General features: G+C 57.5%; 12 protein-coding genes. 7 read left to right on the top strand and 5 right to left on the bottom strand.

The window, feature by feature from the left end; all coding sequences use genetic code 11:
- Positions 1 to 46 precede the first annotated feature (46 nt).
- The 3 genes from panM to ABIE29_RS14355 are packed head-to-tail and all read left to right on the top strand — an operon-like array spanning position 47 to position 3715.
- Complete coding sequence (gene panM, locus ABIE29_RS14365; protein WP_429619416.1) at positions 47 to 439, top strand: aspartate 1-decarboxylase autocleavage activator PanM; 393 nt, start codon at positions 47 to 49, stop codon at positions 437 to 439.
- Entirely contained in the window at positions 436 to 1653 is a 1218-nt protein-coding gene (locus ABIE29_RS14360; RefSeq protein WP_429619415.1) for a DUF3142 domain-containing protein, read from the top strand. The genes panM and ABIE29_RS14360 overlap by 4 nt, the downstream gene beginning before the upstream one ends.
- Positions 1640 to 3715 (top strand): hypothetical protein, encoded by a 2076-nt coding sequence (locus ABIE29_RS14355; protein WP_429619414.1) that lies wholly within the window; start codon positions 1640 to 1642, stop codon positions 3713 to 3715. The genes ABIE29_RS14360 and ABIE29_RS14355 overlap by 14 nt, the downstream gene beginning before the upstream one ends.
- A 57-nt stretch (positions 3716 to 3772) precedes the next feature.
- On the opposite strand, the gene rpoH is transcribed toward ABIE29_RS14355, so the two are convergent.
- The 4 genes from rpoH to ftsY form a co-directional block, all read right to left on the bottom strand.
- Positions 3773 to 4630 carry an RNA polymerase sigma factor RpoH gene (gene rpoH, locus ABIE29_RS14350; RefSeq protein WP_021181503.1) on the bottom strand — a complete coding sequence of 286 codons (858 nt, stop codon included), beginning with the start codon at positions 4628 to 4630 and terminating at the stop codon, positions 3773 to 3775.
- A gap of 313 nt (positions 4631 to 4943) precedes the next feature.
- Complete coding sequence (gene ftsX, locus ABIE29_RS14345) at positions 4944 to 5897, bottom strand: permease-like cell division protein FtsX (protein ID WP_021181504.1); 954 nt, start codon at positions 5895 to 5897, stop codon at positions 4944 to 4946.
- Positions 5887 to 6558 carry a cell division ATP-binding protein FtsE gene (ftsE, locus tag ABIE29_RS14340; RefSeq protein WP_094982265.1) on the bottom strand — a complete coding sequence of 224 codons (672 nt, stop codon included), beginning with the start codon at positions 6556 to 6558 and terminating at the stop codon, positions 5887 to 5889. Before ftsE ends, ftsX begins: the two co-directional genes overlap by 11 nt.
- A gap of 5 nt (positions 6559 to 6563) precedes the next feature.
- Complete coding sequence (gene ftsY, locus ABIE29_RS14335) at positions 6564 to 8177, bottom strand: signal recognition particle-docking protein FtsY (RefSeq protein WP_429619413.1); 1614 nt, start codon at positions 8175 to 8177, stop codon at positions 6564 to 6566.
- Positions 8178 to 8398: 221 nt separating this feature from the next.
- Between ftsY and rsmD the strand changes: the two genes are divergently transcribed.
- The gene (gene rsmD, locus ABIE29_RS14330; protein ID WP_429619412.1) at positions 8399 to 9022 is read left to right on the top strand and encodes a 16S rRNA (guanine(966)-N(2))-methyltransferase; all 624 of its coding nucleotides are present in this window, start codon (positions 8399 to 8401) and stop codon (positions 9020 to 9022) included.
- Positions 9012 to 9284 (top strand): DUF1145 family protein, encoded by a 273-nt coding sequence (locus ABIE29_RS14325; protein WP_021181508.1) that lies wholly within the window; start codon positions 9012 to 9014, stop codon positions 9282 to 9284. Before rsmD ends, ABIE29_RS14325 begins: the two co-directional genes overlap by 11 nt.
- Before the next feature lie 29 nt (positions 9285 to 9313).
- Here the strand turns inward: ABIE29_RS14325 and ABIE29_RS14320 are convergent, their stop codons facing one another.
- Positions 9314 to 9673 carry a DUF2500 domain-containing protein gene (locus ABIE29_RS14320; protein ID WP_429619411.1) on the bottom strand — a complete coding sequence of 120 codons (360 nt, stop codon included), beginning with the start codon at positions 9671 to 9673 and terminating at the stop codon, positions 9314 to 9316.
- Between the two features lie 161 nt (positions 9674 to 9834).
- On the opposite strand from ABIE29_RS14320, the gene ABIE29_RS14315 reads away from it, so the two are divergent.
- Both ABIE29_RS14315 and ABIE29_RS14310 read left to right on the top strand, forming a co-directional pair.
- The gene (locus tag ABIE29_RS14315) at positions 9835 to 10461 is read left to right on the top strand and encodes a lysoplasmalogenase (protein ID WP_429619410.1); all 627 of its coding nucleotides are present in this window, start codon (positions 9835 to 9837) and stop codon (positions 10459 to 10461) included.
- A 141-nt stretch (positions 10462 to 10602) separates the two neighbouring features.
- Positions 10603 to 12939, top strand: a complete 2337-nt coding sequence (locus ABIE29_RS14310) for a zinc/cadmium/mercury/lead-transporting ATPase (protein WP_429619409.1) — start codon at positions 10603 to 10605, stop codon at positions 12937 to 12939.
- The last annotated feature ends 146 nt before the right edge of the window (positions 12940 to 13085 follow it).

The raw sequence follows: 13085 nt of genomic DNA, 5'->3' as shown, positions 1-13085 counted from the left end.
AGATCCATTACACTGTCGACATTCCTTATCGGTGCGGAAATCCGGCATGAAACTGACCATTGAACGCTTGACCAGTTTGTCCCCACAAGACCTTATCGACCTTGGTAAAATCTGGCCACATCAACAGCCTGCGCAGTGGCTAAGCTGGCTGGAGGAGGGTAAAGCGCTGTTTGCCGCCCGATTTAACGAGCGGCTGCTGGGGGCGGTAAAAATCGAGATAGAGGGCCAGAACGCCCAATTGCACGATCTGCTGGTGCGCGAAGTGACACGCCGCCGAGGGGTGGGACTGTATCTGATAGAAGATGCCCAACGCCAATTGCCACAGGTGCAGCATTGGCAACTGGCTACTACCGGGTTGGCCGCACGTGAACGTGGTGAGGTCGGCAACTTTATGCGCGCCTGCGGTTTCCAGGCTCAGGGCGATTGCTGGCAAAAATGAAACGTTGGATAGCTCTGAGCGTCGTCACGCTGCTCGCAATAATGGCCTGGTTTGCAGGGCGCTACCAGGCAATGAATCTTCATCAGCCTTGGGATCAGCAGACCTACGTTTGGCAAAGGGTGTGGACACCTCAGCATGCCGAGGCGCTGGCCGCCAGCCATGACCTGTTTGCTACCCTGCGTGTGTTGGGCTTGCAGGCGCATCCCCGTGAGGGTTTCAGGGACATCACGGTCAATACCACCCTGCTGAAACAGGATGGCCGCCCGCTATGGCTGGTGGTACGGGTAGACGGGCAATTGATGCAGTTGGATGAGGCCGCCATCTATGCCCGTCTGCAACAACAGCTGCAACGCTGGCAGGCGGCCGGTTTACCGGTGATTGGCGTGGAAATCGACCATGACGCCGCCACTGCACGGCTGCCCAAATATCAACAATTTCTGCGTCAACTGCGCCAACGACTTCCCCCTTCATTACAACTTGGCATCACCGCCCTGCCCGCCTGGATCGGCTCCCCGGCACTGCCCGGCGTGCTGCGACAGGTAGACAGTTCGGTGCTTCAGCTACATGCGGTGCTCTCTCCCACCCAAGGCTTATTCGATGGCCGGTTGGCGCAGGAGTGGACACGCCAGTACGCGCGCCTTAGCCCTAAACCCTTCCGTATTGCCCTGCCGGCCTACGGCATGGCTCTGCTAGGGTTCGATGCCCAGGGGGCTCTGGTTGAAAGCGAAGTCTCACAGCGCGTGGCGGGCAAGATCCAGGAACTGACCGTGGCACCGCAGCAGGTTGCCGATTTTTTGCAGCAGCTCGCACAACGCCCACTGCCACGTCTGCGCGGCATTATCTGGTTCCGCCTGCCACTGGAAACCGATCGCCGCGCCTGGTCGATGGCGACGCTACGGGCAGTGATCCAACATCAGCCATTGCTCACTAACTGGCAGGTTAAGTTTTTGCCGCAGCCACAGCAAAATGGGTTGTATGATTTGATTATTGAGAATCAGGGACCGGTGGATGCCCCGTTACCCCGTGAGATCCACATTCAGGCCGAAGGTTGCCTGGCTGCTGACGCGGTAGGTCATTACCAGTTGGCAACGCCATCGGAACCCCAACGCTTTATCCGCATTAGCGGCGATCAGCTACGAGCAGGGCAATCACGCCCCTTGGGCTGGCTACGCTGCCAACAGATCACGCCAGGAGGCACCCATGTCATACCTTGATTTGCACGTAGCAGGGCGCCGTCGCCGTGCACTTCCGTTAGCATCCCTGATCGCTGCGGCATTGATGATACCGCTGAGCGGCCAGGCCTGTGGGCCAAACTTCCCCAACCGCCTGCTGGTTAACCGCAACGGCACCCTGCTGCTTATGCCAGAGGGCAACTTCGCTTTCGAAGCCACCCGCCTGGTGCCGGTAGATCCACAGTTGCCACGCTGGCATGCTCCGGCCCCGGCGATACCGCCAAAACCGATGCCCCTCTCGCCGGAACAGCAAGCTATTACCCAGATGCGGGCGACACAGACCGTAGAAGAAGCCGACGCGGTGAATGCGCAAGGGCTATCTAATGCCGCGCGCTTATATACGCTGGGGGCAGTAGCCTTTGCCGCAGAAGATCCCCGGGCGTCGCAATATTTCCAGCAGGTGTTGGCGTTGCCAGCCGCCGAGCAGGGAGCATGGGGATTACGGGCACAATACTCGCTTGGCCGTCTGCTGATGGACGATCATGGCACGCCGGAAAGCGAGTCTGGGGCCAAGCCGGTGGTGATCCTCCCCGAGAAAGCTCAGCTTGAACAAGCCCAAGCCGTCTTCCAGCAGGTGATCGAGCAGGTGAAAAATGGTACCGCCGATCCCGATCAACTGGCGCTGAGTAGTCTGGGCCAGCAAGCACGTATTCATTTGTGGCTCAGGGAGATCGCTCCGGCAGCACAGCTATATGCCCAGCAGGCCGCTCAAGGCGATCCCGATGGCGGGCTTTCGTTGCAGTATATCTCCAGCTATTTGATCAACCCGCAGCATGTAGAGGCGTTAAAACAAGCCATTCACGATCCGCTGGTGCAGCAGTTGGTCACCATTGAGCTGTTCGCTCGCAGCAGTAACCTGGAGATGTCCGGCATCATTAACGGTGAGACCGGCGCCAAACAGCTTGTCGATCAGACCCTGACGCTGCTCAATGACTCGGTTAAAAGCGGTTTCACCGGTAGCGACCGGCTGGCGGCGCTGGCCTATCGTTCCGGGCAATATGCCATGGCGGCCAATCTGCTGAAAAATGCGGGTGATGGCGGTTTAGCCTGGTGGTTACGTGCCAAAATGGCCCTGCGTGATGGCGATGTGAAAGCCGCCACTGCCGCCTATGCCAAAGCCGCAGCCGCATTCCCTACGGATGAAAGCTGGGGAGTACAGCGTAACGAAGACTTCGTAGCCGAAATGATCGTGCCGGATTGCCGAGTTGCCGGCGAGCAGGCCATTCTGGCGCTGAACCGGGGGGATTATCTGCAAGCGATGGACCTGATGTATCGCGGCAAAGAAAACTACTGGGCAGACGTGGCGGATATCGCCGAGCGGGTGCTGACGATCGATGAGCTGAAAGGCTTTGTGGATAAGCATGCACCAGCGCCCACCACGCCGCTCAAGCCGGTCAAACCCAATGAATACTATGGCGAGCGGATCACCCAAGAGGTTCAACTGCGTGAATTGCTGGCACGGCGCATGATGCGCGCTGGCCGCTATGATGAGGCGGTGAACTACTTTGCCATTCCGAACTACCGCCAGACGGCGCAGGACTTTGCCAATCTGATGAAAGCGGCGCAGGATAAAGCGGCAGATAAGAACGCACGCGCCAAAAGCTACTATCAGGCGGCGGCGCTATTGCGCTCGCAAGGGTTGGATTTCACCGGTTATGAGATGACGCCGGATTACAATATTTATGGCGCGGGGTATTCCTATGTGGGGGATGCTTTCGACACCAAAGATATCAAAGACAAGAGCTGGATCAGCGCGGCAGAAGCGGCTCGGGCCAAGAAATCGTTGCCCGATGCGGATAACCGTTTCCTGCATTACCGCTGGCAGGCGGCGGGTCTGGCGCAAAAAGCCGCCGATCTGCTGCCAGCGAAAAGCCAGGCCTATGCCGCCGTATTATGTAATGCCGCAGGTTGGGTGATAGCCCGCGACGCCAAGACTGGCCGGGCGCTGTATCAGCGTTATATCAAGAACGGCACCCAATTTGAATGGGGAGCCAAATTTGGCTACGACTGCCCGGCACCGGAGTTTGATAGCGCAGCCAACTAACTACAAAAACAGAAAAGCCCGGCAAGCCGGGCTTTTCAAGCGTTAGCGCTATCGGTATCAGGCTTCGATCGCCATCTTCAGTTTCTTCATGGCGTTCTTTTCCAGCTGGCGCACACGCTCGGCAGAGACGCCGTACTGATCGGCCAGCTCTTGCAGGGTGGACTTGTTGTCGTCGTCCAACCAGCGGGCGCGAATGATATGCTGGCTACGCTCGTCCAGACCTTCCAGCGCGTAGGCCAGTTTGTCTGCGGCGTTGCTTTCCCAGTTATCTTCTTCGATCCCTTCGGCAAAGTCCGAGCTTTTATCTTGCAGATAGAGCATTGGGGCCATGGCATGACCGTCACGCCCTTCGTCTTCCGGCGTTGGGTCAAAGGTCATGTCCTGCGCCGCCATACGCGACTCCATCTCACGCACGTCTTTGCTGGTGACACCCAGCTCGCGCGCAACCAACTCCACTTCGTCCTGATTGAACCAGCCCAGACGCTGCTTGGTTTTACGCAGGTTGAAGAACAGCTTGCGCTGTGCCTTGGTGGTCGCCACCTTGACGATACGCCAGTTGCGCAGCACGTATTCGTGAATTTCTGCCTTGATCCAATGCACCGCAAAGGACACCAGGCGTACGCCAACCTCTGGGTTGAAGCGGCGCACGGCCTTCATCAGGCCGATATTCCCTTCCTGGATCAGGTCTGCCACCGGCAAACCGTACCCTGAATAGTTACGGGCAATATGAGCGACAAAGCGCAGGTGAGACAGGATGAGCTGCTTAGCTGCTTCCAGATCGCCCTGATAATGCAGCCGTTCAGCCAGTTCCCGCTCTTCCTCTGCCGTCAGCATCGGATAGGTGTTGGCTGCCCGCAGGTAGGCTTCCAAGCTGCCCTGTGGGACTAAGGCTAAAGTGCGCATTTCTTTGGTCATTCAAAACCCTCTCTTGATAAAACTGGTCATGCAGGTGATTTCACGGCGGGGAGTTAGTGATCTTGCGGCAGTTGCTGTTGCAAAAGCGGTTCCACACGCCGGGCACCTAAACATTTGCTGCAGATTTGGACCGTGCTCAACCCCAAAAGTTCACCGTTTTCACACACAGTGCAGACGACAATACGTCATGCAAGCTCAGGTTGATTGGGAATTTGTGCGTTTGAGAAGAGATCGGAGATATTGCGGTCTGGCAGCTCTTCCCCCGCAGCACGGCAACCGGGCCGCAGCAGGAGAAGAGTATACCAAAAATTCACTATTGTGGTGTAAATCGGCGTAAATGTTGCACGGTGGCCAACCAGGCGGCAATCCAGCCAATCATCGCCGAGATCAGCAGCAACAATAGCGCCTCATCCCAACCCAGGCCATGCAGGGTAAAGGTGGTGCCAAACACCTTCGCCACGTTGGTCACTACCGACTCCAGCTTCCACACCAGCGCGCCAGACAGGGCCAGCGATAACAGCGCGCCGAAGAAACCGAGCATGGCACCACCATTAAGGAACGGCCGCAGGATAAAACCGTCGGTGGCACCGATCAGCTTCATCACGTTGATGGTATCGCGACGGCTGAAGATGCTCAGACGCACGCTGTTACCAATCACCAGGAATACCGCCACCACCATCAGTATGCCGATCATCAAGGCCACCTGGCCCACCAATCCGGTCAGCGCCGCCAGGCGGGCAAACCAGCTGTCGTCCATCCTGACTTCATCCACGCCCTGCACCGCCGCTACGCGATCACGCAGGGTGGTGAGCGTATCGGAACTCTGGAAACTCATCTGCGGCGTGACAATCGCCACGGCTGGCAGCGGGTTTTCTTCCAGCATATCCAGCGCACCGCCAAAGCCAGACCAGTTGCGGAACTCGCCCCGCGCCTCTTCACGCGACAGGTAGTTCACCTTCTCCACCCCGGCCTCGGCCTTGATGGCATCCAGCACTTTGACCGCCGCGTCATCGTCGAGGGATTTATCCAGATACACCGTCAGCTGTGGCGTTGGGTACCACTGTGTCGCCGCGGTACTGACGTTCTTCCAGACGATGTAGCAAACGCTCGGCAGCGTCAGAGAGATGGCGATGACCATCACGGTCAGCAGCGTTGCCAGCGGTTGGCGCAGCATATCGGCAATGGCGTTCATCCAGGCATAGCGCCACTGTTCACGCCAGCCACCGCGCAGTGCCTTGCTCTTGGCGGTTTTTGCATTATTCGCCATGCTGTGTGCCCCCTACCATACGGCCCTGGCTCAGCGTCAGGATGCGGTAATTGCGCCGGGCGATCAGCCCGGTGTCGTGGGTTGCCATCAGCACCGTCACTCCAACGCGGTTAAATTCTTCAAACAGGCGCAGGATCCCTTCCGACAGGGCGTCGTCCAGGTTACCGGTCGGTTCGTCTGCCAATAGCACCGCTGGCTTGTTCACCACCGCGCGGGCAATGCCAACGCGTTGCTGCTCACCACCGGAAAGCTGAATAGGGAAGTTCTTCGCTTTATCCAGCAGCCCGACCTTGTCCAGCGCAGCCGAAACGCGGCGACGGATATCTTCGGTACTGGCTCCAGCGATGACCAGCGGCATCGCCACGTTGTCATACACCGTGCGATCCAGCAGCAGATGGTGATCCTGGAAAATCATGCCGATCTGACGGCGCAGGAAAGGCACCTCACGGTTTTTCAACCGGCTGATGTCATGCCCGCCAAACCAGATATGACCGGCGCTTGGCCGCTCAATCCCACAAATCAGTTTCAGCAGGGTACTTTTCCCCGCGCCGGAATGGCCGGTCAGAAACGCCATCTCCGCCGGACGCAGATGAAAATCTACCCCCTGCAGGGCTTGCCGTCCGCCCAGATAAGCTTTACTGACCTGTTCAAAGCGAATCATCCGTATCAATCCTCTCGGGCAAAAAGTGCCTCAATAAAGTCATCAGCCTTAAACGGCCGCAAATCTTCGATGCCTTCACCAACGCCGATGTAACGGATCGGGATGGTAAACTGATCGGCGATGGAGAAGATCACCCCGCCTTTGGCGGTACCGTCCAGTTTAGTCAGCGTTATGCCGGTCAGGCCCACGGCTTCATTAAATAATTTCGCCTGGTTAACCGCATTTTGTCCGGTGCTGGCATCCAGAGTCAGCATAACCTCATGGGGGGCCTGCTCGTCCAGTTTTTTCATCACCCGCACGATCTTCTTCAGCTCTTCCATCAGGTGCGCCTTGTTCTGCAGGCGACCGGCGGTATCAGCAATCAGCACATCGATATTGCGGGCTTTAGCCGCCTGCACCGCATCGAAAATCACCGAAGCGGAGTCGGCGCCAGTATGCTGAGCGATGACAGGAATACGGTTACGCTCACCCCAGACCTGCAACTGCTCCACCGCAGCGGCGCGGAAAGTGTCGCCTGCGGCCAGCATCACCGATTTACCTTCGGCCTGGAACTGACGCGCCAGTTTACCGATGGTGGTGGTTTTACCCACACCATTCACGCCAACCATCAGGATCACGAACGGCGTTTTGCCGCCGACATCCAGTGGCTGATCCACCTTGGCGAGAATTTCCGCCATCTCTTCTTTCAGTTTGCCATACAACGATTCGGCGTCTTTCAGCTGCTTACGGCTGGCGTGCAGAGTAAGAGACTCAATGATTTTACGAGTGGTTTCTACGCCAACGTCGGCGATTAACAGCTGTTCTTCCAGCTCTTCGAACAGATCGTCGTCGATCTTCTTGCCGCGGAACAGGCCGATAAAACCGGAACCCAGGTTCTGTTTGGTTTTCAGCAGGCTGCGTTTAAGACGGGCGAAGAAGCCTTCTTTGCTAGGGCGCTCTTGCTCTTGCGTCACCGCCGGAGCCAGCAGTTCAGGCTGTTCAGGTTCCGCAGCCAGTTCTGGTTCGATAACCTCTTCAATCAGCTCTGGCTCAGGTTCGATAATCTCCGCGGGCGCTTCGATGACCGCTTCAATTACCTCTGGCTCAGGTTCGATAATCTCGGCAGGCGCCTCGATAACCGCTTCAATCACCTCTGGCTCAGGCTCGATAATTTCAGCAGGCGCCTCGATAACCGCTTCAATCACCTCTGGCTCAGGCTCAATAATTTCAGCAGGCGCCTCGATAACCGCTTCAATCACCTCTGGCTCAGGCTCGATAATTTCAGCAGGCTCTTCGATAACCGCTTCAATCAGCTCTGGTTCTTCTGCTTGCAGCTCAGGCTGTTGCGCTACGGTAACTTCTTCGATCGCTACCGGCTCAGCGTGGTGTTCATCCAGCGGCAGGATATTTTCGGTGATAGGCTCGCCACTCAGGCTGCTATCCCACTCCCCTGGGGTATCTTTGGTGGCGGCGGGTGCAGACTCCTGGGCGGGAAGCTTATCGTCCAGTTTGGGGGCAGCCGGGGTTTCTGCGGCCTGCTGTTCCGCCTGTTCTACGGCAGACTCAGGTTGTTGCTGCTCTTCTTCCTTCTGGCCGAAGCCCAGCCAGGAGAAAAACCCACGTTTTTTATCTTTTGCCATGCTCTGACCTACTCCGTACCAATGGCTTAATGTCCACGAAAATCTAATTAACTCATTATTTTTTGAGTTTATCACTTTCCCTCGCGCAGCAATACGCATCGGCAATGCTTTCATCACGGTAGTTTTAACGCTCCCACCGCCTCCAGGCTGCAACTTATCCGCAATCCGGTATAGAATAGCGGCAACTTTTCGTTAACCCCGCAACTGATTAAGACTCTTTTATGGCAAAACAACCACCGCGCGGCGCGCTCAAAAAACCGCAGACGGCCTCCGCTGGCCAGATCCGTATCATCGGCGGCCAATGGCGCGGGCGCAAACTGCCGGTGCCCAACAGCGAAGGGCTGCGGCCAACCACCGATCGCGTACGCGAAACCCTGTTCAACTGGTTAGCCCCGGTGATCCGCGGCGCTCGCTGTCTGGACTGCTTCGCGGGTAGCGGTGCGTTGGGGTTGGAAGCGCTGTCGCGCTATGCCGAAAGCGCCACGCTACTGGAATACGAACGTTCGGTAGCCCAACAGTTGGGGAAAAATCTGGCGCTGTTGCAAGGCAATGGCAGCGTCGAGCATACCAACGCGTTGACCTGGTTGGCAGGCAACGGGCAGCCTTTTGACGTGGTGTTTCTCGATCCCCCGTTCCGTAAAGGGTTGCTGGCCGAAACCGTCACGCTGCTGGAGCAACAGGGCTGGTTAGCGAACGAAGCCTGGATTTACGTGGAGGCCGAAGCCGAAAGCGCCGCCACCGATGTTCCTGCAACCTGGACACTGCACCGCGAGAAGGTCGCCGGTCAGGTAGCCTACCGTCTTTACCTCCGTACTCTTGAAGAGAAAACCGAACATGCTGATTAATCTGGGCCGTCTGCTGATGCTGTGCGTGTGGGGCTTTCTGCTCACCAACCTGTTTCATCCGTACCCCAAGCCACTGACCTACTTCATCAACGTAGCCTTGTTCTTTATGGTGGTGATGCATGGGCTACAGCTGGTGTTGCTGAAATCCACCCAGCCGAAAGATCAGCCCATCAGCCGCTGGCTGGAAACCAAGATCTTTATTTTTGGCGTGTTTGAGCTGTTGGACTGGCAGAAAAAACAGCCGCCACTAAAGAAAAAATAGACTTTTAACGGGCGCCGCATGCGGTGCCCCTACGATTTCTGCGCCGTGAAGGAGATAAAGCGGGTGCCCTGCAGGCTCAGCGTACCCTGAGCGCCTTTATCTATTTGATTATATTGCTGCTGAGGCAGCGGTATTTTGATCTCGCCACCGCCCGTCAACGGGCGGAAATACACTTCGTAACGCATATCTTCCACTACAATATTTTCCCGCTGCCGCGAACGACGATTCGGCGAGGGGAACTCACGCTTGGCACTGACCTCCACTTGTAATGTACGCACCGGCTGGCGGTCATTATCCGCATCCTGACGACGTTTGTTGAGATATTGGCGGGTCGCCAGCACCGCAATCAGCGCGATCACGGCAACAAAGAACAACGGTGGTTTACTCATCAAAGGCTTTCCTCTTTACCCGGCGGATTTCATTGCGTCTAAAACCGCGTAAACATAGCATTCAGAAGAAAGCATTGTCGAACCCACGTGCGCTGCTTACACTGGGAAAGTAACAACCTGGAGCTGGTTATCCCGGCTCCCATCATGAATAAGGAAGACATATGAGTTGGCCGTTCCTTGCCGTATTTTTTTCCGGTTGGTTGTTCGTTGATGCCTCCTATCGCGGCCCGCGCTGGCAGCGCTGGGTGTTTAAACCGGTCACCTTGCTGCTGTTGCTGTTATTGGCCTGGCAGGCCCCGGTATTAGGCCCCGCGGGTTACCTGATCGTTCTGGGCCTGTTGGCGACGCTGGCGGGCGATGCCTTGCTGCTGTTGCCACGTGAGCGGGTACTGTACGCCATCGGCGCTTTCTTCCTCTCACAACTGCTGTATACCCTGAGCTTTGCCAGCCAGATGACCTTCAGCCTGTTCTGGCCCTTGCCGCTGGTGCTGCTGGTGATTGGTGCACTGCTGCTGGCCATCATCTGGAGCCGCCTGGAAGAGATGCGCTGGCCGATCGCCACGCTGGTCACCATGACGCTGCTGATGGTATGGCTGGCAGGGGAACAATATTTCCTGCGCAGCACCGACTTTGGCTTCTCATTGCTGGTGGGCACCGCGCTGCTGCTGCTGGCCAATATCGTCTGGCTGCTGAACCGCTACCGCTTTACCTTCCGCGCGGCAGACGCCGTGGTCGCCTTCTGCTACTTCTCCGGGCATTTCCTGGTCGTTCGCTCACTTTATCTGTAATGACAGGCTGCGGGTGCGGGCAACCGGATCCGTAGCGCCCCTTCAATTAATAATAATTCTCATATCGCACTTGACTCTGGAGTCAGCTCCAAGGTGTAGAGTGGTTATTGAGACGATATTGGATTGCCTGAAGGGGGCGCTATGCAGACTCATAAACCGCACAATCACCAAGAGCATCAGCATCAAGAGCATCATCACGATCACAGCTGCGGCTGTAACCATGATCACGCCAAAACCCAGCATGGCTGTAGCAATGAAAAAACCGCAGTGGGAGCAACGGCTGCCCACGACCATCGATCGGCCCATGAGCACGGAGCCAGCTGTTGCAGTAGCGATGGCCCCGACGATCCAGATGAGGAAAGCGACAGTCTGGCTGCCGCTCCCCCTTCCGGCAGCCAGCGTTTCAGTTGGAAAGTCACCGACATGGATTGTCCCAGCTGTGCCAAAAAAATCGAAAATGCCGTAACGTCGATCCCCGGCGTCGACAGCGCTCGCGTGCTATTTGCCACGGAAAAACTGGTGGTGGATGCCCAATCCGACGTCAGCATGCGGATCCAGGAGGCGGTAAAACAGGCTGGCTTTACCCTGTTGGGGACTACCCCTGCGGCAATAGGCGATGACCCCAAAGCCTCCCGCCTGGGCGAGTACGGCCCCCTGCTGTTGCTCTCCGCGCTGATGGTGCTCAGTTGGGTTCTGGACTTCTTCAACCCACGGCTGGGCGAAATTGCCTTTATCGCTACTACCTTGGTCGGCCTGGTGCCGATTGCCAGCAAAGCCCTGCGGCTGATACGGTCAGGCACGCCGTTCGCCATAGAAACCCTGATGAGCGTTGCCGCCATCGGCGCGCTGTTTATCGGTGCCACCGCCGAAGCGGCCATGGTGCTGCTGCTGTTTATGGTAGGGGAGCTGCTGGAATCCTACGCGGCCAATCGTGCACGCCGTGGCGTGAAGGCATTGATGGAACTGGTACCGGAAGATGCTCTGCTTATCCAGGATAGCGAACGCAAACGCGTGCCGGTGGTCAGCCTGCGCCCCGGTGACGTGATAGAGATCGCGCCGGGGGGCCGTTTGCCTGCCGATGCCGAATTGCTCAACCCGTTCGCCAGCTTTGACGAGAGCGCTTTAACCGGTGAGTCCGTGCCGGTAGAGCGCCTACGGGGTCAGAAAGTGGCCGCTGGCAGCCTGTCCGTCGATCAGGCCGCACAGATGAAGGTCACTTCCGAGCCGGGCAAAAATGCCATCGACCGTATCCTGCAACTGATTGAAGAGGCCGAAGAGCGCCGGGCACCGATTGAACGCTTCCTCGATCGCTTCAGCCGCTACTACACTCCGGCGATCATGCTGCTGGCCGTGGCGGTGATCCTGGTGCCACCGCTGCTGTTTGCCGAACCTTGGGAGATGTGGATCTACCGGGGTCTGACCTTGCTGCTGATCGGTTGCCCGTGTGCCTTGGTCATCTCCACGCCAGCGGCCATCACCTCTGGCCTTGCTGCGGCCACACGCCGGGGAGCGCTGATTAAAGGTGGTGCTGCATTGGAACAGTTGGGCCAAGTGCAAACCATCGCGTTCGACAAAACCGGTACGCTGACCGAAGGCAAACCGACCGTGACCGACGTACTGCCGGCAGACGGCCTCAGCGAGCAGCAACTGCTGGCCATCGCAGCGGCAGTCGAGGCGGGCTCACACCACCCCTTGGCGCAAGCTATCGTCAATCGCGCGGCGCAAAACGGGGAGGCGTTACCTCTGGCCGAAGGCCGCCGTGCGCTGGCGGGTATCGGGGTTGAGGGGAAAATCGACGGCAAAACCATCCTGATCAGCGCACCGGGCAAGTTGACGGAAAGCCAGTTGAATAACCAATGGCGCAGCCAGGTAGAGACGCTGGAAACGGCGGGTAAAACCGCTGTGGTGGTGCTAGAGGACGGGCAGCCTGTCGGTTTGCTGGCGTTACGTGACACCTTACGTCGCGACGCCAAACAGGCGATTGCCGAGTTGGCGCAGTTAGGCATTCGTGGCGTGATGCTCACCGGCGACAACCCGCGCGCTGCGGCCGCCATTGCCAATGAACTGGGGATCGATTACCGCGCCGGGCTAATGCCGGAAGATAAAGTGAAAGCGGTAACCGAGCTGAGCAAGCTGCAACCCACCGCCATGATCGGCGACGGTATCAACGACGCCCCGGCGATGAAGGCCGCCAGCATTGGTATTGCGATGGGAAGCGGCACCGACGTGGCATTGGAAACGGCGGATGCCGCACTGACGCACAACCGATTGACCGGCGTTGCCGAGATGATCCGCATCTCCCGCGCTACACACGCCAATATTCGCCAGAACATTACCATTGCGCTAGGGCTGAAAGCGATTTTCCTGGTCACCACTCTGCTGGGGATGACCGGCCTGTGGCTGGCCGTATTGGCAGACTCCGGGGCGACCGCGCTGGTGACCGCCAACGCCTTACGGCTGCTGAAAAAACGTCAGTAAGACCATTCTATCGTCAGGGTACAACCCACTGTGCCCTGACGCTCTTACCTGAAAAAATAGCGCGAACAAGACGCACTTAATGCCCCTGCAAACCACAGGACTTTATTATATTCTCCAAGCACCTTTACATTACATACCTATAAATT

Source organism: Serratia sp. 2723 (assembly GCF_050434425.1).
Lineage (GTDB): Bacteria > Pseudomonadota > Gammaproteobacteria > Enterobacterales > Enterobacteriaceae > Chania.
The sequence above is the reverse complement of the archived record's forward strand: the minus strand, read 5'-3'. Positions and strand labels throughout refer to the sequence as shown.